A 17,205-nucleotide genomic window follows, 5' to 3' on the forward strand; every position below is an offset into this window, starting at 1 on the left:
GCAGCGGACAGCGGCGCGGCCGCGTCGTCGCGACGCTCGAATGCGTCGGCGGCCGCCGCAAGCCACGCGTCGGCCGCGCGCACGGCCCCGCCGCGCGGGTTGGGCAGTGCGTCAGGGAGGGGAAGGTTCGCCGGATCGGACGTCATGGACACGCGCGCCTGTCATCGTCAAGCCGCTCGCGCGAACCTCGGCGCGCGAGCGCCGGGCCGATGCGAGGCCGGAGCGGGGTGTCCGTGGGCTGAAGGTCCGGTCAGATCTGGACCATCTCGAAGTCTTCCTTGCGGGCGCCGCATTCGGGACACGTCCAGTTGATCGGGACGTCTTCCCAGCGCGTGCCCGGGGCAATGCCCTCTTCCGGCAGCCCGGCTTCTTCGTCGTAAATCCAGCCACAAATCAGGCACATCCAGCTCTTGTATTCCATCTTAAGCCGCGTCGGGAAAGTCGGTAAATTCGGGAGCCATGATGGTACCGTGTCGGGGCCGGACTGCCTAGCAATCGCGCTGGAGTCCGGCGACTACGTTGCGCTGCGCTAAAAAATCCGTCGTGCGGGCCGGATTCCGCCGCATAATGGCTGGAAAGTGCGGCCTGCCGGGCAACACAGGGCCGAAAAAGCCCATTTCGCCTCGCCGTCCGCATCCCCGTCGCTTTCCCGTTTTTCTCTTGCCCCATTTTTACATGTCCAGCAACGCCCCTCCGATCGTCCTCACCTTCGGCCTGTCCGATCCTACCGGCGGCTCCGGCATTCAAGCCGATCTGATGACCTTGGCGAGCATGGGCTGTCACGGCGTGTCCGTCCTGACGGGCTACACCGTGCGCGACTCGGCCGCCTGCGACGAAGTGACCGGCCTCGACCCCGACGTCGTCGCCGCCCAGGCGCGCATGCTGCTCGAGGACATGCCGGTCGCCGCGTTCAAGATCGGCGCGGCGACGCGCGCGGAAGTCGTCAGCGCGATCGCCGAGGTCGTCGCCGACTACGACGGCGTGCCGCTCGTGCTCGCGCCGGACTTCACGCTCGACGACGAGCACGTGCTCGCGGCCGACGACCTGCGCGAATCGATCGCCGACCTGCTGGCGCCGCAGACGACGCTGCTGGTCGCCGACTACGCGACGCTGATCGCGCTCGCGCAGCCGGACGGCGACGCCGAGGCGCCGAATCTCGACGCGGCCGTGTCGCATCTGCTGTCGCAAGGCTGCGAGTACATCCTGTCGTCCGAGACGGGCTCGCACCGGCTCGTCAACACGCTGTACGGCGAGGAAGGCCAGCTCCGCGAGGACATGTGGGATCGCTCGCCGCACCGGCTGATGGGCATCACCGATACGCTCGGCGCGGCCATTGCGGCGCTGCTCGCGAACGGCCAGGAGCCGCCCGAGGCGGTTCGCGAGGCGCAGGAATACCTGTATCAGGCCGTGCGCGACGCGTTCCGGCCCGGGATGGGCGCGTACCTGCCCGACCGGTTCTTCTGGGCGCGCAGCAACGACGATGCGGACACGCCGCCGGCCACGAAGGTCGAACCGGTGCCGAGGACGTCGCACCGGCATTGAAACGCGCGCGGCGGGCGTGAACGCCGGCCGGCGCGCGCACGCGAATCCGGCGCGCACATAAAAAAAGACCCGCATCGCTGCGGGTCTTTTCTTTTGGCTGGAACGCGCATCGCTGCGCGTTCCGGACACCATCGACCGAAGTCGATTACATGTCCATGCCCATGCCGCCCATGCCGCCCGGCATGCCGCCCGGCATCGGTGCATCTTCCTTCGGCAGTTCTGCAACGGCTGCGTCCGTCGTCAGCAGCAGGCCTGCAACCGAAGCTGCGTTCTGCAGTGCGGTGCGCGTGACCTTGGTCGGGTCGACGACGCCGGCTTCGACCATGTCGACGTACTCGCCCGTCGCTGCGTTGTAGCCGTAGTTGCCCTTGCCTGCAGCAACTGCCGCCACCACGACGCTGGCTTCTTCGCCGCCGTTCGTGACGATCTGGCGCAGCGGCTCTTCCATTGCGCGCAGCACGATCTTGATGCCGGCGTTCTGGTCGGCGTTCAGGCCGGTCAGGCCTGCGATCGCGGTGCGAGCGCGGATCAGCGCAACGCCGCCGCCTGCCACGATGCCTTCTTCCACAGCTGCGCGCGTTGCGTGCAGTGCGTCTTCGACACGCGCCTTCTTTTCCTTCATTTCGACTTCGGTCGCAGCACCGACCTTGATCACTGCCACGCCGCCGGCCAGCTTGGCCACGCGCTCTTGCAGCTTTTCACGGTCGTAGTCCGACGTCGCTTCTTCGATCTGCGCGCGCACTTGCTTCACGCGTGCTTCGATGTTCACGGCTTCGCCTGCGCCGTCGATGATCGTCGTGTTTTCCTTGCCCACTTCGATGCGCTTCGCCTGGCCCAGTTCTGCCAGCGTTGCCTTCTCGAGCGTCAGGCCGGTTTCTTCCGCGACGACCTGACCGCCGGTCAGGATCGCGATGTCTTCCAGCATCGCCTTGCGACGATCGCCGAAGCCCGGCGCCTTGACCGCGACGGTCTTCAGGATGCCGCGGATGTTGTTGACGACCAGCGTTGCGAGCGCTTCGCCTTCGACGTCTTCAGCGATGATCAGCAGCGGACGGCCAGCCTTCGCGACTTGCTCGAGCACCGGCAGCAGATCGCGGATGTTCGACACCTTCTTGTCGTGCAGCAGCACGAACGGGTTCTCGAGGACGGCGACTTGCTTGTCCGGGTTGTTGATGAAGTACGGCGACAGGTAGCCGCGGTCGAACTGCATGCCTTCGACGACGTCGAGTTCGTCGGCCAGCGACTTGCCGTCTTCGACGGTGATCACGCCTTCCTTGCCGACCTTGTCCATCGCTTCAGCGATGCGATCGCCGATCGACGAATCGCTGTTCGCCGAGATCGAGCCGACCTGTGCGATTTCCTTGTTCGTCGTGCACGGCTTGCTGATCTTCTTCAGCTCTTCGACAGCCGCTGCGACTGCCTTGTCGATGCCGCGCTTCAGGTCCATCGGGTTCATGCCCGATGCGACGTACTTCATGCCTTCGCGAACGATCGATTGCGCGAGGACGGTTGCCGTCGTCGTGCCGTCGCCTGCGTTGTCGCTGGTCTTGGAAGCGACTTCCTTGACCATTTGCGCGCCCATGTTCTGGAGCTTGTCCTTCAGCTCGATTTCCTTCGCGACCGACACACCGTCCTTGGTGACCGTCGGGCCGCCGAAGCTGCGCTCGAGCACGACGTTGCGGCCCTTCGGACCCAGCGTGACCTTGACTGCGTTGGCGAGAATGTTCACGCCTTCGACCATCTTCGAACGGGCGGAATCGCCGAATACGACGTCTTTAGCTGCCATCTTCTAACTCCTTGAATTCTTGGGAATATGTACCGTCGAAGGACGCTTAGTTAGCGTTGACCACGGCCATGATGTCTTCTTCGCGCATGACCAGCAGTTCCTGGCCGTCGACCTTCACGGTCTGGCCTGCGTACTTGCCGAACAGGACGCGATCGCCGACCTTCACGTCGAGCGCGATCGGGGCACCCTTGTCGTCACGCTTGCCCGGGCCGACCGCGAGGATCTCGCCTTGATCCGGCTTTTCAGCAGCGGCTTCGGGGATGACGATGCCCGAGGCGGTCTTGGTTTCTTGATCCAGACGCTTGACGATCACGCGATCGTGCAAAGGACGAAGGTTCATATTCACTCCTCTCTTGACTGAGATTGAAGAACGCTTGGGAATCTGCCCGGCGGATCGCCCGGCAGAGAATTGTTAGCACTCTCGTGCAGCGAGTGCTAATTATATGGACGGGTTTTGACAAATTCAAGAAGGGAAACCGGAGGAATTTTTTGAACGGCGCGGCAGCGGGAAAAACACGCGGATACAACAAAAAACCCTTTAGAAACAAAACCATGACGAACGCTTCCCGGTCCGGCCGGCGGGCCCGAGGGGCCCGCGCATCCCATCCAGCCCCGTTTGGACACCGGGTAAGCACGGAGTTCCCGAGGCCGGCGACAGCGCATCAAAAAACCTGCGCCGACGCCGATCCGGCATGCTGCAGCACCGCCTTCGCGTACGCCGGACGGCCCTCGCGCGCCGTCGCACGTCGTCACGTATCGGCGCAGCCCGCGCCCGACAGCGGCCGGAATGTCCGGCCCTCCGTCTCGACCGCCGCGCCCAGCAGCCGCGCGAGCCCTTTCGCGCCTTCGCGCATCACGACGTCGTGATTCCATTTGAATAACGGGCGCGCGATCGGCGCCAGCCAGTTCATCCACTTCAGTTGCGTGCGGATGTGCCAGTCGTAGCGCACGACGGTGCACGCACCGTCGCCGGCAAACGACCAGCATCCGTCGCCTTCGATCGCGCCGCTCGCGCGGCCTTCGAGCGCATGCCCGGGCTCGACGCGCCGCACGCGCATGTCGAAGGTCAGCCGGTACGGCAGCGCGCCCTTCCACGTATACCGGTGCAGCGCACCGACGCCGCGCGCGTCGCCCGGCTCGATCTCGACGGTGCGCACGGCGCCCTTCCACCAGTCGGGCCAGCGGTCGACCTGGTAGATCGCGTCCCAGACCGCTGCGAGCGGGGCGTCCACGCGCCAGGTCGTCGAGAACCGGTATTCCGCCATGCAGCCTCCGGCATGCGCGTCAGGGGCATGAATCAGCGCACCGATCAGGGCGCGAAGAAGCGCTCGGGAAACGCGACGTCGATCTCGATATCGTCGAGCGTCACGGTTTCGAGCGGCACGTCGTCATCGTTCGCGAAGCTGACGACCTTCAACGGAAAGCCGTCCTCGGCGTCCAGCCACAGCCGGTAGCGATGCACGCCGCCGACCGCATGCGCGGGCGCGCCCGTGACCGACACGCGCAGCGCGGTTCGGCCGCCGACGGCCTCCTCGCCTTCGGTCACCGTCGCGCCGCCCTGCTGCAGCGCATGAACGTTGCGCAGCAGTTCGCCGACGTCCGACCGGTCGACCCGGTGGCCGCTGCGGTCGCGCACAAGCGGATTGGACGGCGACAGCGTCAACGCGGGCGGCGCATGCGCGCCGAACGGGCGCAGCCGCACCTTGCCGTCGCCGGGATCGTATGCAAGCACCGCGCCGTGATGAGGCGACACGAAATCCATCCGGACGAAGCCCGGTTTCAGGTACGCGTAGCGGATTTCGGCGTGTTCGCCGCTCCGCGCCGACGAGCGGATCGTCGCGCGGTACGAGCGGACGTGGTCGAAATGCGCCTGCGCGACGGTCACGGGATCGGCTGTCATGCTCGCTCCTATCAGGCTCGCGGCCAGCAACGCGGCGATCACGGCGCCGCCTCGACGTCGAGCACGCCCTCCATCCCGCGCTCGCGATGGCTCCTGAAAAACAGCAGCCGATGCGTGCAATAGTAGGCGAACCGGCCCGGCTGCGCCGGTGTGAAGCGAAGCTTCTTCGGCGTCGTGGCCAGCTCGGTGCGGACCGCGATGCCGGCCTGCGGCGCATCGATTTCGAAACTGTGCGGCACCACGCCGGGCTCGGCCGACACGGTCAGCTCGACCGGCACATGCGCGCGCACGATCACGTGGTTCGGACGGAAGAAATAGCTGCCGCCTACGATCGTCACCCGCTGCACGCCGTCTGCGTCCACCGGCACGCGCACCGGCGCATCGCCGTCGGCACGCGCGAGCGTGGCGCCTGCGGCGAGTGCCGCGAGCACGGGCATCAGCACGAGTGCCTTCGTCATCGTCCTCTTCATCTTCATCGCCTGCTCCCTGCCGGCGCCGCGCAAGTCATCCCTTCCACGCGTCGGTCGAGCCGCCTAGCGCGCCGCACGCTTCGATCGCAAGCTCGCGCAGGTGCCGTTCGTCTCCGCGGCCGGACAGCGCATAGCCCATGCCGCGATCCGACCAGAAATACGTATAGCGGCCGTCGGCCGACATCGCCCGCGGCGCGAGGTGCCGCGCGTCGTACGCGGTCATGTACAGCGTCACGCGCTTGCCGTCCGCCCGCTGGTACATGAACTGCGCGGCCGGCCCCGCGTCGCCGGGCAGCAAGCGGCCGCCCAGCAACACGTAGCCGTATTCGTCGAGCGACGGCGCGCGCACGGGCCGCCCGACGCGCGCCGACAGCCACGCGGCAAGGTGCGCGGGATCGCCCGCGCCGACCTCGACCGGATGCTCGCGATCGGCTGCGTACACCGCATACGCGACATCCGCGCGCGCGGCGAACGCCGGTTCGCTGCCGAACGCGGCCCAGCCCGCATGCAGCGCGACGCCGATCAGCAGCCCGGCCGCCAGCCCCGCAAACGCATACGCGATAGCGCGCCGGCGCGGCGCGCGGCGCTGCACGAACAGCGCGGGCGCGGCGCCCGGCAACGGAAACAGCGCCTGCAGCGCATCGCGCTGGGCGCGGTAATGCGCGAATCGTTCGGCTTCCTTCGGATCGGACTGCAGGCGCTCGAGCATCTCGCGCTGCTCGTGCCCGGACAGCTCGCCGTCCAGCAACGCGGACAGCAGTTGCGCCGACGCATCGTCGTCCCGCTCGTTCGAAGGCTTGCGCGATTCATCCATCATGTCTTCCCGATTACCCGTAACGCGGCCGTGCCGTGCGCCGACGGCTCGTCCGACAGCAGTGCGCGCATCTGCCCGCGCGCCCGCGCGAGCCGCGACATCACCGTTCCCACCGGCACGCCGAGCACCTGCGCGGCGTCGCGATAGCTCAACTCCTCGAGCGCGACCAGCAGCAGCACCTCGCGCTGTTCGACGGGCAGCCGGTACAGCGCGCGCTGCACGTCGCGCAGCACCAGCCCGCCGATCTCGCCGGACGGCGCGGCCATCGTCTGCCACGGTGCCGTCGCATCGTCGACCGCGATCTCGTGCCGCGCACGCAACTGGTCGATGAAGCGGTGCCGCAGCAGCGTCAGCAGCCACGCGCGCAGGTTGCCGCCGTCGCGCGGCGGCCGGTTCAGCGCGCGCTCGAGCGTGTCCTGCACGAGATCGTCCGCCCAGGCCCGGTCGCCCGTCAGCGCACGCGCATAACGCGTGAGATGGGGCAGCCACACCAGCAGGTCCGATTCGTAGCTCATCGATGCGTCGCGCGTCGCCGCGCCGTTACGGACGTGCAACGTGCCACATGCCGCCGATCCCGTCGCCGCCCGCGTCGCCGGCCTTGTGATCCATCTTCCAGCGATACAGCGGGCGCCCGTGGTACGCCCATTGCTTCTTGCCGTCGCCGCGCGTGACGAGGCTCCACGCGCCCGACGCCTTGTCGTACGCGTCGGCGATCGCGGGCGGCCAGTTGGCCGCGCACGCGCTGTCGCACGCGCTCTTGCCGGGCGCGTCGCGATCGAATACGTACAGTGTCATGTGATCTTCGTCGACCAGTTTCCCGTCGCCGACCTGTGGCGGTTCCGCGGCCGCCGGCCGCACGATCGCCGCCATCAGTGCGGCAGCGAAAAGCATCCGTTTCATTCCCGCTCTCCTTTTGACATGGCATCGCGACACGGCGGCGCCGGACGGGACGATCGGCTTCGTCGAGACCATTATCCCGCCGGCCGGTCGTGCCGGGACTCGGTATGTAAACGGACGAAAGCGGCCGGTTATTCCATGCCGCCCTGCGACGATCGGCGGCGGCCCGGCATCGGCCATTCATACGACGAAAAAAAGCGGGAAACCCAAAAGACAACGCGGCATGACATCCCTGCCATGCCGCGTTGCGCGACCCATGTTGCACGGCGCGTTGCGCATGGCGGCCGATACGGCGCCGCCGTGCGTTTCCGGCTCGTTACCTCGGCAGTGCGCCCGTCAGCGATTGCAGCAGCGTCGTCACCGGTGCGAGCGGGTTGTTCGGCGAGCCGTTGCCCGAATGCGGCGTCACCGACAGGCCCGGCGCGGAACCGAGCGCCGTGCCGACCGACGTGCCGACCGCATTGACGACCGTCGCCGTCGAGTTGGCACCCGTCGTCAACAGCGAGCCGACCGCGCCCGCCGTGCCGCCGGCCGCGTTCGAGCCCGAACCGAGCAGGCTGCCGCCTGCCGCTGCCGTCGAACCGGCCGCGCCCGACAGCGCGCCGGCCGCCTGGCCGAGCGCCGCCGGACCGTTCGCGAGTGCGCCCGTCACCGAGCCGAGCGCACCGGTCAGTGCGCCGGCCGGGTTGCTGCCGCCAGTCAGGCCGTTCACGAGGTTCGTGATCGGTGCGATCGGGCTGTTGCCCGCCGCGCTCGTCAGCGTGCCGACGACCTGGTTCACGACGCCTTGCACCGGCGCCAGTGGATTGGCCCCGCCGAGGTTGCCGAGGGCACCCGTCACCGAGTTCAGCGCGCCCGTCAGTGCACCGGCCGGATTGCCGCTGCCGAGCGTACCGACGACCTGGTTGACGACACCCTGCACCGGCGCTAGCGGGCTCGTGCCGCCCAGCGCGCCCGCGACGGAGCCGACTGCATTGCCGAGCGTGCCGACGACCTGGTTCACGACGCCTTGCACCGGCGCCAGTGGATTCGCCCCGCCGAGGTTGCCGAGGGCACCCGTCACCGAGCCGAGTGCACCGGTCAGTGCGCCGGCAGCGTTGCCGCCGGTCGGCAGCGCGTTCTGCAGGCCGTTGACGAGGTTCGTGATCGGCGTGATCGGGCTGCCGCCTCCTGCGCCGGACAGCGTGCCTACGACCTGGTTGACGACGCCCTGCACCGGCGCGAGCGGATTCGACCCGCCGAGGTTGCCGAGGGCACCCGTCACCGAGTTCAGCGCGTTCGTCAGCGCAGCGGCCGGATTGTCGTTGCCGAGCGTGCCGGCGAGCTGCGTGACGACGCCTTGCACCGGCGCGAGCGGGCTCCCCGCGCCGCCAACGTTGCCGAGCGTGCCCGTGATCGTGTTGACCGCGTTGCTCAGCGAGCCGGCCGGGTTACCGCTGCCGAGCGTGCCCGTCACCTGGTCGACGACGCTCTGGATCGGTGCCAGCGGGTTCGAGCCGCCGCCGATACCGCCCAAGGCGCCCGTTGCGGTACCAAGGGCGTTGCTCAGCGTCCCCGTCGCGGTATTCAGCACGCCAGTCAGTGCGCCTGCCGGGTTACCGCCACCGAGCGCGCCCGTCACTTGATTCACGACACCTTGAACCGGCGCCAGCGGATTCGCACCGCCACCGACGCTGCCCAGCGCACCCGTCACCGTGCCGAGAGCACCCGTCAGTGCGCCGGCCAGATTGCCGCCGCCGAGTGCGCCCGCCACCTGGTTCACGACACCTTTAACCGGCGCCAGCGGATTCGCACCGCCACCAACGCCACCCAGCGCCCCCGTCACCGTGCCGAGAGCACCCGTCAGTGCACCGGCCGGATTGCCGCCACCGAGCGCGCCCGCCGCCTGATTCACAACACCTTGAACCGGCGCCAACGGATTCGCACCGCCACCGACGCTGCCCAGCGCCCCCGTCACCGTGCCGAGAGCACCCGTCAGCGCACCGGCCGGATTGCCGCCGCCGAGTGCGCCTGTCACCTGATTCACGACACCTTGAACCGGCGCCAGCGGGTTCGCACCGCCGCCGACGTTGCCCAGTGCGCCCGTTACCGTACCGAGGGCGCCGGTCAGTGCACCGGCCGGATTGCCGCCACCGAGCGCGCCCGTCACTTGATTCACGACACCTTGAACCGGCGCCAGAGGGTTCGCCCCGCCGCCGACGTTACCCAATGCGCCCGTTACCGTACCAACCGCATTACTCAACGTCCCCGTCGCCGTATTCAGCGCACCGGTCAGCGCGCCTGCCGGGTTGCCGCCACTCAGCGCCCCCGTTACCTGGTTCAGCCCCCCTTGCACCGGCGCCAGCGGCTGCACCGTGCCGCCGCCACCGCCGAGTGCGCCCGTCACCGCCCCCATGGCGCCCGACAGTACCTGGCCGGGATCGCCGAGCGACGTCTGGATCGCGCCCGAGCCGCCCGCCGTCACGGTGACCGAGCCCAGCGGCGACGTGCCCGTCGCAACCAGCCCGACCGACACGCTGTTCGTCGGTGGATTGACGATCACTTGCGGGATCGGCAGCGAATCGAGGGCCCCCGCCATCGCGGAACCCGAAGCCAGTACCCCGAACACCGTCGCGACCGACAGCGCCACACCCGTCAATTTAAAATTTTGTCTCATCCTTATTCACCCCATCTCGGTTGGCACTACGTTGATAAAGCATGGGGACGGATCGCACGAAGCGTGCCAATTCAAAAAAGCGGATTGATTCATCTGCCAATTGCCTGGCAATAACGCTTTTTTATGGATTTCAGGCGAAATACACGGGTCGCGGAGCCCGAATCGTCTGACGAAAAAGGCCCGCGGAACGCGGATGTAACGTAACGTTTGCGAGCCGCGTAGTAACGTGTTCCGGTACATTCCGCGTAACACCGGAACACCCGTTCGAGACGGTGCCCTGAATCGTCAGGGCCGGCCGCCCATTGCGCATTTCAGCAATATGAAAATGCATTGATAAATCGCGAATTTACTGATTTTATTTATTGCGCGATTTCTTTCTTGGCGATTACGCAGATCATTTCCGAATACCCGGTTTTCGATAATTCGGACAGCCGAATGAAAAATTGTTGCGGCCGCATCGCAGCCGGAGAACGCGATGCAGCGCGCGGGGCTGCGGCCCGGGCCGCCGCCGCATCGCCGCGCTGCCGGCTCAGCCGAAGCGCGCCGGCCGGTACGGACGGGGATCGATATAGGTCGGCGCGCCCGTCATCATTTCGGCGAGCAGGCGCCCGGTCGCGGGGCCGAGCGTGAGCCCGTGGTGGCAATGGCCGAACGCGAACCACAGATGGCGATGGCGCGGCGCGGGCCCGATCACCGGACGCATGTCGGGCGTGCACGGCCGCATCCCGAGCCACGGCTCGCGATCGAGCCGCTCGCCGATGCCGAACGCGCCGCGCGCCAGCGGCTCGGCACGCGCGAGCTGCACGCCGGTCGGCGGCGCACCGCGCAGCGCGATCTCGACGCCGGTCGTGAGCCGCAGGCGGCCGCCTTCCATCGGCGCGACGACGAAGCCCGCCTCGGTATCGCATACCGGCATGTTCAGCAGCGTGCGCGTCGGCAGGTAATGCATGTGGTAGCCGCGCTTCGCGCGCAACGGAATCCGATAGCCGAGCGGCGCGAACACGTGATCGGACCACGGCCCGAGCGCGACCACGGCCGAGCGTGCGGAGATCGGCCCATGTTCGGTACTGACGCGCCAGCCGCCATCCACCTGGGTGAGCGTCTTCGCGTCGCCGAGCACGAACGTGCCGCCGTCGCGTTCGAACAGTCGCGCATAGGCCTTCGTCAGCCCGCCCGGGCTCGACACGGTCTTCGGGTCCTGCCAGTGAAAGGCACCGCAAAATGCGTCGCCGACACCGGGCTCGCGTTTGAGCAGCGCGCGCTTGTCGAGCACGGTCATCCGCAGCCCGTGCGCGTCGGCCACGCGCTGCTGCGCACGCGTTTCCGCGTGGAACAGCGCGGGCGAACGGAATGCCTCGATCCACCCGCCGTCGTGCACGAGCGGCTGCGCGTCGGTGCGCGCGAGCAGCGCATCGTGCTCGACGACACTCGCCGCGACGAGCGGCAGCAGGTCGCGCGCGGCGGCCGCGAGCCGCTGCGGCGACGATTCGCGCCAGAAGCGCGCGAGCCAGCCCGCATACGCAGGCAGCGCACGATAGTCCCAATAGAGATCGACCGAGCGGTTGCGCGCATAGCGCAGCAGCGTGCCGAGCCGGCGCGGAAACGCATATGGCACGACCGACGAGCGCTCGATCAGCCCGGCATTGCCGTGGCTCGTTTCCTCGCCGGGCGCGCGCCGGTCGACGAGCGCGACGCGCAGCCCGCGATCCTGCAGATGCAGCGCCGACGACACGCCGACGATGCCGGCCCCCAGAACGATGACGTCGAAATCCATGCTTCCCCGCCCAGCGTCGAGATTCGATGCGACGCGCGCCGGCACCGCGGCCGGCGCGCGGCCGTGCTTACTTCGCGACGATGTCGCGCTTGAAATACTTCTGCGACAGCGCACCCAGCGTGCCGTCCTTCTTCAGCGCGTCGAGCGCGCCGACGATCTTCGCCTGCAGCGCCTTGTCGCCCTTGCGCAACCCGAAGCCGGTGCCTTCGCCGAGCGTCGCCGGATCCTTCAGCGGCTCGCCGACGATCTGGTAGTCGCGGCCGGCCGGCTTGTCGAGAAAACCGTCCTGCGCGGTCTGCGCTTCCTGCACGGCCGCGTCGAGACGCCCGGCGACGAGATCCGCATAGATCTGGTCCTGGTCCTGATACGACACGACGGCCACGCCCGCATCGGCCCAGTGCGCCTTCAGGAAATCCTCCTGCGACGAGCCCTGCAGCACGCCGACGTGCTTGCCGTGCAGGCTCGCGACGTCGGGCCGCAGCGGCGAGCCGCGCCTGGCGACCAGCACGATCGGCACCACGTAGATCGCCGGCGTGAAGTCGATGCTCTGCTTGCGCTTCGCGGTGATGTTCATCGCCGAGTTGATCGCGTCGAACTTGCGCGCCTGCAGCGCAGGGATCAGGCCGTCGAACGAATTCTCGACCCACACGCATTTCATGTTCAGCTTCGCGCACACGGCGTTGCCGATGTCGACGTCGAACCCCTGCAACTGGCCGGCCGGCGTCTTGCTCTCGAACGGCGGATAGGCGGCTTCGATCCCGAAGCGCAACGTGGTCTGTTCCGCGTGGGCCGTGACGGCCGTGCACGCAAGCGCCGCGGCGGCGCAGAGGGAAAGCTTCCAGTTCATGAGACGGTCCTTCTGTTCTCGATTGAGGCAATGAAGATCGGTCGCGCGGCGCCCGCGACCGGGCGCCGGATCGGCATTCGACACAGGCGGCCGCCGCACGACGACACGTCGCGTCCTGCATGCGAAATATAGACTTAAAGTCCACTATAGACTATAGGGGATACGAGGATCGTGCGTCGTCGCGTCACGTCGAAATTGCATCGAGCACGCACAACACCATTGATTTTCCGGTGTTTTCTACAAAACCAGCGACGACACAAAGTCTCGAAAAGAAAAATCCTCCAGATTGTGTTTGTCTATATTAGACTTTTAGTCCATCACGAACACCGCCGGACACCGTCTTTCGAGACATTCCTGTCCGGCCCCGACCGGAGATGTCCCCATGACGCAAACCGTCCCGCCCCTGCCGCTGACCGTCGACGAAGCCGCAGTGCGCGCGGCCCTGCCGTCGCTCGACGTGCTCGGCACGCTGCGCCGCATGTTCGCGTCGCTCGCGTCGGCGCGCGCGGTGCAGCCACCGCAGACCCTCACGCTGTTTCCCGACCAGGCCGGCGACTTCATCACGTATCTCGGCGCGCTCGCCGACGAGCAGGTGTTCGGCGCGAAGCTGTCGCCGTATGTCGTGACGGACAGTAAACCGATCGTCACCGCGTGGACCGCGCTGATGTCGATGCGCACCGGCCAGCCGCTGATGTGGTGCGACGCGGGGCGGCTGACCGTCGAACGCACGGCCGGCACGACCGCGCTCGCGGTCGACTGCCTCGCGCCGCGCGACGCGCGCCATCTGGCGATCGTCGGCGCGGGCGCGGTCGGCCTCGCGCACCTGCGGCACACGGCGGCATTGCGCGACTGGGAGACGATCCGCGTGTACTCGCCCGCGCTTGCCGGCGACGCGGCGCTGCAGGCGACGCTCGCCGAACTCGACCCGCGCGCACGCGCGGCTGCGAGCGTCGAAGCCTGCGTGCGCGATGCGGACGTCGTGATGCTGTGCACGTCGTCGGGCACGCCCGTGCTCGGCGACGGGATGCTCACGGGCCCCGCGCTCGTCACGTCGATCAGCACGAACGTCGCGCGTGCGCACGAGATCCCGCCCGCGTGGCTGCCCGACATGGACGTGTACTGCGACTACCGGCGCACGACGCCCGCGAGCGCAGGCGAGATGCAGATCGCGGCGGCCGATTACGGCTGGGACGCCGAACGGATCGTCGGCGACCTGCCCGCGCTCGTCGCCGGCACCTGCGCGGCGCCGTCGCGCACGCGTCACGCGTTCTTCCGCTCGATCGGCCTCGGGCTCGAGGACATCGCGATCGCGCACGCGCTGTACACGCACCTGACGCGCACATGAGCGGCACGCGAGCGCGGGGCCGATACAATGGCGCAACCGCCGCGGCGGCCGCGCGCGGGCGCACGGGCATGCCGGCCACCGGCGCGCCGACACGCCGGCCCGATGTGCCGCCCGGCCCCCGCCCACCCGAGATGGCGACACCGATGCGCAAGAAGAAATCCCCCGTCAAAGACCTGCTGCTCACCCGTTATGCGCCGATCGCCGACGGTATCGCCGCATTGTTCTTCCCGTACGCGGAAGTCGTGATCCACGACCTGCACGACCAGACCGTGCTGTATCTCGCGAACAACCTGTCCAAGCGCGAGGTCGGCGACGATTCCGCGCTCGAGGAAATCGATCATTCGGCGCGCGAGCGCGTGATCGGCCCGTACGAGAAGTTGAACTGGGACGGCCGGCGGATGCGCTGCGTCAGCAACGTGCTGTTCGACGACGAAGGTCGTCCGGCCGGAATGATGTGCATCAACTTCAACATCGCGGTGTTCGACGAGGTGCGCGCGACGCTCGACCTGTTCATCAAGGGCGCGGGCGTCGTCGCGCAGCCGGACGAGCTGTTCCGCGACGACTGGCAGGAGCGCATCAACACGTTCCTGCACGGCTGGCTGCACGAGCGGCAGGTCGGGCTGAACGGGCTCACGCGCGAGCACCGACGCGAGCTCGTCGAGGCGCTTTACGCGGAAGGCGCGTTCCGCGGCAAGAGCGCGGCCAACTATGTCGCGAACGTGCTCGGGATGGGGCGCGCGACGGTCTACAAGCACCTCAAGCACCTGAAGGAAACGCAGGGCGACGCGTAAGCGGCAAGCGGCATGCCCCGCAAGCCGGTTCGCCGGGCCCCGCCGCCGCATCCGGCATCCGGCATTGGCATCGGCAATCGCTATCGGTCCGTGCCTTTCGTGCCTATGCTTCGTGATACGTCGGGCGCGGGCCCGTTTCGCACAGGCCCGGCCAGGACCAAGCGTCGAAGCATAAAGTGATATAGTCCCGGTTACATTTTTTGCCGCCCCGGACCGCCCATGACGACCGCTCCCGCCCCGACTGCCCGCCCGACCCTCATCGTCGAAATCTGGTCCGACCTGATCTGCCCGTGGTGCTGGATCGGCAAGCGCCGCTTCGACGAGGCGCTCGCCGCGTTCGCGCACGCCGACCGCGTCGACGTTGCGCTGCGCGCGTACCGGCTGATGCCCGGCCAGCCCGTCGAGCCGGTCGAGGCGATGCTTGCGGGCAAGTACCGGATGTCGCCCGCGCAGGTCGATCAGATGCTGCGCCAGGTGACCAACGCGGCCGCGAGCGTCGGGCTGCGCTACGACCTGCCGGGCACGCTCGTCGGCGACACGCTCGACGGCCACCGGCTCGTGAAGCTTGCGGAAGCCACAGGCCGCGCGCACGCGCTGACCGAGCGGCTGTACCGCGCGTATTTCTGCGAGCACGGCTCGCTGTTCGATCATGGGCAACTGACCGAATTCGCGGTCGAAGCGGGGCTCGAGCGCTCGGCCGTCGACGACGTGCTGCGCAGCGACGCGTACCGCGCCGAAGTCGAAGCCGACATCGCGCGCGCCGCGCAGATCGGCGGGCGCGGCGTGCCGCTGTTCGTGTTCGGCGGCCGCTACGCGGTGTCGGGCGCGCAGCCGGCCGACGCGTTCGCGCAGGCGCTCGACCAGGCGTGGCGCGACGGTATCGTCGAACTCGCCGGCAGCGACGCGGCTGCATGCGGCCCCGACGGCTGCGAACTGCCGGCGCGCTCGTAACACGCGCAACGCCCATCCCGCGCGCCCCGTCCAGACGCGCCACTACGCGTCGCTGCTGCCACAAACCGGCAGGAAGCCCGCGCCGATGACGTCTACAATGCATCCTTTCAAATAACTATCAGAAGGCTGCCAGCCCATGACCCACGGGATTCACGGCGAGAAGCGCTGGTACGCGCTGATCGTGCTCTGCCTCGGCGTGCTGATGATCGTGCTCGACAGCACGATCGTGAACGTCGCGCTGCCGTCGATCAGCACCGACCTCCACTTCACCGAAACGGCCCTCGTATGGGTCGTCAACGCGTACCTGCTGACGTTCGGCGGCTGCCTGCTGCTCGGCGGCCGGCTCGGCGACCTGTATGGCCAGCGCCGCATGTTCCTCGCGGGCCTCGTCGTGTTCACGCTCGCGTCGCTCGCGTGCGGCCTCGCGCAATCGCAGGCGATGCTGATCGCCGCGCGCGCGGTGCAGGGGCTCGGCGGCGCGGTCGTATCGGCCGTCTCGCTGTCGCTGATCATGAACCTGTTCACCGAGCCCGGCGAACGCGCGCGTGCGATGGGCGTCTACGGCTTCGTGTGCGCGGGCGGCGGCAGCATCGGCGTGCTGCTCGGCGGGCTGCTGACGAGCTCGCTGTCGTGGCACTGGATCTTCCTCGTCAACCTGCCGATCGGCATCGCGGTCTATGCGATGTGCGTCGCGCTGCTGCCGCGCATGCGCGCACCGGCCGGCACCGCGCGGCTCGACGTCGCGGGCGCGGTCACGGTGACCGCATCGCTGATGCTGGCCGTCTACGGGATCGTCGGCGGCAACGAGGCCGGCTGGCTGTCGACACAGACCGTCGCACTGATCGGCGCGGCCGTCGCGCTGCTCGCGCTGTTCATCGCGATCGAGGCGCGCGCCGCGCATCCGCTGATGCCGCTCACGCTGTTCGCCGCGCGCAACGTCGCGCTCGCGAACGTGATCGGCGTGCTGTGGGCGGCCGCGATGTTCGCGTGGTTCTTCCTGTCCGCGCTGTACATGCAGCGCGTGCTCGGCTACGCGCCGCTGCAGGTCGGCCTCGCGTTCCTGCCGGCGAACCTGATCATGGCCGCGTTCTCGCTCGGGCTGTCGGCGCGCATCGTGATGCGCTTCGGGATCCGCGGCCCGATCGCGGCCGGCCTGCTGATCGCGGCCTGCGGCCTCGCGCTGTTCTCGCGCGCGCCGGTCGACGGCGGTTTCGTCTGGCACGTGCTGCCCGGCATGACGCTGCTCGGCATCGGTGCGGGCATCGCGTTCAACCCGGTGCTGCTCGCCGCGATGAGCGACGTCGATCCGGCCGATTCCGGGCTCGCGTCGGGGATCGTCAACACCGCGTTCATGATGGGCGGCGCGCTCGGCCTCGCGGTGCTCGCGAGCCTCGCGGCGGCCCGCACCGACGCGCTCGCGGCCGCGCAGGCC

At 68.3% G+C, this 17,205-nt stretch carries 17 protein-coding genes; 5 read left to right on the forward strand and 12 right to left on the reverse strand.

Annotated elements, in window-relative coordinates:
- Positions 1–250 precede the first annotated feature (250 nt).
- Complete coding sequence (locus ACPUER_RS33340) at positions 251–421, reverse strand: rubredoxin (protein ID WP_004186709.1); 171 nt, start codon at positions 419–421, stop codon at positions 251–253.
- A 254-nt stretch (positions 422–675) separates the two neighbouring features.
- Here ACPUER_RS33340 and ACPUER_RS33345 point away from each other — a divergent pair, with 254 nt between their 5' ends.
- Positions 676–1,542, forward strand: a complete 867-nt coding sequence (locus ACPUER_RS33345) for a hydroxymethylpyrimidine/phosphomethylpyrimidine kinase (protein ID WP_310144063.1) — start codon at positions 676–678, stop codon at positions 1,540–1,542.
- A 145-nt stretch (positions 1,543–1,687) separates the two neighbouring features.
- Here the strand turns inward: ACPUER_RS33345 and groL are convergent, their stop codons facing one another.
- The 11 genes from groL to ACPUER_RS33400 all read right to left on the reverse strand — a co-directional run bounded on the left by groL (position 1,688) and on the right by ACPUER_RS33400 (position 12,686).
- Complete coding sequence (groL, locus tag ACPUER_RS33350) at positions 1,688–3,328, reverse strand: chaperonin GroEL (protein ID WP_072436194.1); 1,641 nt, start codon at positions 3,326–3,328, stop codon at positions 1,688–1,690.
- A gap of 46 nt (positions 3,329–3,374) precedes the next feature.
- Positions 3,375–3,668, reverse strand: coding sequence for a co-chaperone GroES (locus tag ACPUER_RS33355; RefSeq protein WP_026044985.1), 294 nt, complete (start codon positions 3,666–3,668; stop codon positions 3,375–3,377).
- A gap of 409 nt (positions 3,669–4,077) precedes the next feature.
- Complete coding sequence (locus ACPUER_RS33360; RefSeq protein ID WP_425133170.1) at positions 4,078–4,593, reverse strand: SRPBCC family protein; 516 nt, start codon at positions 4,591–4,593, stop codon at positions 4,078–4,080.
- A gap of 44 nt (positions 4,594–4,637) precedes the next feature.
- The gene (locus tag ACPUER_RS33365) at positions 4,638–5,270 is read right to left on the reverse strand and encodes a LolA family protein (RefSeq protein WP_034182872.1); all 633 of its coding nucleotides are present in this window, start codon (positions 5,268–5,270) and stop codon (positions 4,638–4,640) included.
- Positions 5,267–5,698 (reverse strand): quinol oxidase, encoded by a 432-nt coding sequence (locus ACPUER_RS33370; RefSeq protein ID WP_425133178.1) that lies wholly within the window; start codon positions 5,696–5,698, stop codon positions 5,267–5,269. Before ACPUER_RS33370 ends, ACPUER_RS33365 begins: the two co-directional genes overlap by 4 nt.
- A 34-nt stretch (positions 5,699–5,732) precedes the next feature.
- Positions 5,733–6,515 carry an anti-sigma factor family protein gene (locus ACPUER_RS33375; protein WP_072436196.1) on the reverse strand — a complete coding sequence of 261 codons (783 nt, stop codon included), beginning with the start codon at positions 6,513–6,515 and terminating at the stop codon, positions 5,733–5,735.
- The gene (locus ACPUER_RS33380) at positions 6,512–7,027 is read right to left on the reverse strand and encodes a sigma-70 family RNA polymerase sigma factor (protein WP_072436428.1); all 516 of its coding nucleotides are present in this window, start codon (positions 7,025–7,027) and stop codon (positions 6,512–6,514) included. The genes ACPUER_RS33375 and ACPUER_RS33380 overlap by 4 nt, the downstream gene beginning before the upstream one ends.
- A 25-nt stretch (positions 7,028–7,052) precedes the next feature.
- On the reverse strand, positions 7,053–7,412 hold the full coding sequence (locus tag ACPUER_RS33385) for a COG4315 family predicted lipoprotein (protein ID WP_096472601.1): 360 nt from the start codon (positions 7,410–7,412) through the stop codon (positions 7,053–7,055).
- A 313-nt stretch (positions 7,413–7,725) separates the two neighbouring features.
- A complete protein-coding gene (locus ACPUER_RS33390) occupies positions 7,726–10,065 on the reverse strand; it encodes a beta strand repeat-containing protein (RefSeq protein ID WP_425133171.1) in 2,340 nt (779 codons plus the stop codon).
- Positions 10,066–10,594: 529 nt separating this feature from the next.
- The gene (locus ACPUER_RS33395; protein WP_425133172.1) at positions 10,595–11,839 is read right to left on the reverse strand and encodes an NAD(P)/FAD-dependent oxidoreductase; all 1,245 of its coding nucleotides are present in this window, start codon (positions 11,837–11,839) and stop codon (positions 10,595–10,597) included.
- A 67-nt stretch (positions 11,840–11,906) separates the two neighbouring features.
- Positions 11,907–12,686, reverse strand: a complete 780-nt coding sequence (locus ACPUER_RS33400) for an ABC transporter substrate-binding protein (RefSeq protein WP_425133173.1) — start codon at positions 12,684–12,686, stop codon at positions 11,907–11,909.
- Between the two features lie 382 nt (positions 12,687–13,068).
- Here ACPUER_RS33400 and ACPUER_RS33405 point away from each other — a divergent pair, with 382 nt between their 5' ends.
- From ACPUER_RS33405 to ACPUER_RS33420, 4 genes are all read left to right on the forward strand, one after another.
- Positions 13,069–14,031, forward strand: coding sequence for an ornithine cyclodeaminase family protein (locus ACPUER_RS33405; RefSeq protein WP_425133174.1), 963 nt, complete (start codon positions 13,069–13,071; stop codon positions 14,029–14,031).
- Complete coding sequence (locus ACPUER_RS33410) at positions 14,028–14,822, forward strand: helix-turn-helix transcriptional regulator (RefSeq protein ID WP_425133175.1); 795 nt, start codon at positions 14,028–14,030, stop codon at positions 14,820–14,822. Before ACPUER_RS33405 ends, ACPUER_RS33410 begins: the two co-directional genes overlap by 4 nt.
- A gap of 219 nt (positions 14,823–15,041) precedes the next feature.
- Positions 15,042–15,773, forward strand: a complete 732-nt coding sequence (locus ACPUER_RS33415; RefSeq protein ID WP_425133176.1) for a DsbA family oxidoreductase — start codon at positions 15,042–15,044, stop codon at positions 15,771–15,773.
- 136 nt (positions 15,774–15,909) lie between these two features.
- Positions 15,910–17,205, forward strand: a 1,296-nt coding sequence (locus tag ACPUER_RS33420) for a DHA2 family efflux MFS transporter permease subunit (RefSeq protein ID WP_425133177.1), incomplete at its 3' end; no start/stop codon positions are given.

Origin of the sequence: Burkholderia sp. DN3021 (assembly GCF_049805555.1) — a bacterium.
GTDB lineage: Bacteria > Pseudomonadota > Gammaproteobacteria > Burkholderiales > Burkholderiaceae > Burkholderia > Burkholderia pyrrocinia_C.

Bases quoted from the DNA above. Each gene is read 5' to 3' on its own strand.
- ACPUER_RS33395 (WP_425133172.1), bottom strand. From the start codon at position 11,839: ATGGATTTCGACGTCATCGTTCTGGGGGCCGGCATCGTCGGCGTGTCG.
- ACPUER_RS33345 (WP_310144063.1), top strand. From the start codon at position 676: ATGTCCAGCAACGCCCCTCCGATCGTCCTCACCTTCGGCCTGTCCGAT.
- ACPUER_RS33370 (WP_425133178.1), bottom strand. From the start codon at position 5,698: ATGAAGAGGACGATGACGAAGGCACTCGTGCTGATGCCCGTGCTCGCG.
- ACPUER_RS33400 (WP_425133173.1), bottom strand. From the start codon at position 12,686: ATGAACTGGAAGCTTTCCCTCTGCGCCGCCGCGGCGCTTGCGTGCACG.
- ACPUER_RS33355 (WP_026044985.1), bottom strand. From the start codon at position 3,668: ATGAACCTTCGTCCTTTGCACGATCGCGTGATCGTCAAGCGTCTGGAT.
- ACPUER_RS33390 (WP_425133171.1), bottom strand. From the start codon at position 10,065: ATGAGACAAAATTTTAAATTGACGGGTGTGGCGCTGTCGGTCGCGACG.
- ACPUER_RS33385 (WP_096472601.1), bottom strand. From the start codon at position 7,412: ATGAAACGGATGCTTTTCGCTGCCGCACTGATGGCGGCGATCGTGCGG.
- ACPUER_RS33375 (WP_072436196.1), bottom strand. From the start codon at position 6,515: ATGATGGATGAATCGCGCAAGCCTTCGAACGAGCGGGACGACGATGCG.
- groL (WP_072436194.1), bottom strand. From the start codon at position 3,328: ATGGCAGCTAAAGACGTCGTATTCGGCGATTCCGCCCGTTCGAAGATG.
- ACPUER_RS33380 (WP_072436428.1), bottom strand. From the start codon at position 7,027: ATGAGCTACGAATCGGACCTGCTGGTGTGGCTGCCCCATCTCACGCGT.
- ACPUER_RS33415 (WP_425133176.1), top strand. From the start codon at position 15,042: ATGACGACCGCTCCCGCCCCGACTGCCCGCCCGACCCTCATCGTCGAA.
- ACPUER_RS33340 (WP_004186709.1), bottom strand. From the start codon at position 421: ATGGAATACAAGAGCTGGATGTGCCTGATTTGTGGCTGGATTTACGAC.
- ACPUER_RS33405 (WP_425133174.1), top strand. From the start codon at position 13,069: ATGACGCAAACCGTCCCGCCCCTGCCGCTGACCGTCGACGAAGCCGCA.
- ACPUER_RS33410 (WP_425133175.1), top strand. From the start codon at position 14,028: ATGAGCGGCACGCGAGCGCGGGGCCGATACAATGGCGCAACCGCCGCG.
- ACPUER_RS33360 (WP_425133170.1), bottom strand. From the start codon at position 4,593: ATGGCGGAATACCGGTTCTCGACGACCTGGCGCGTGGACGCCCCGCTC.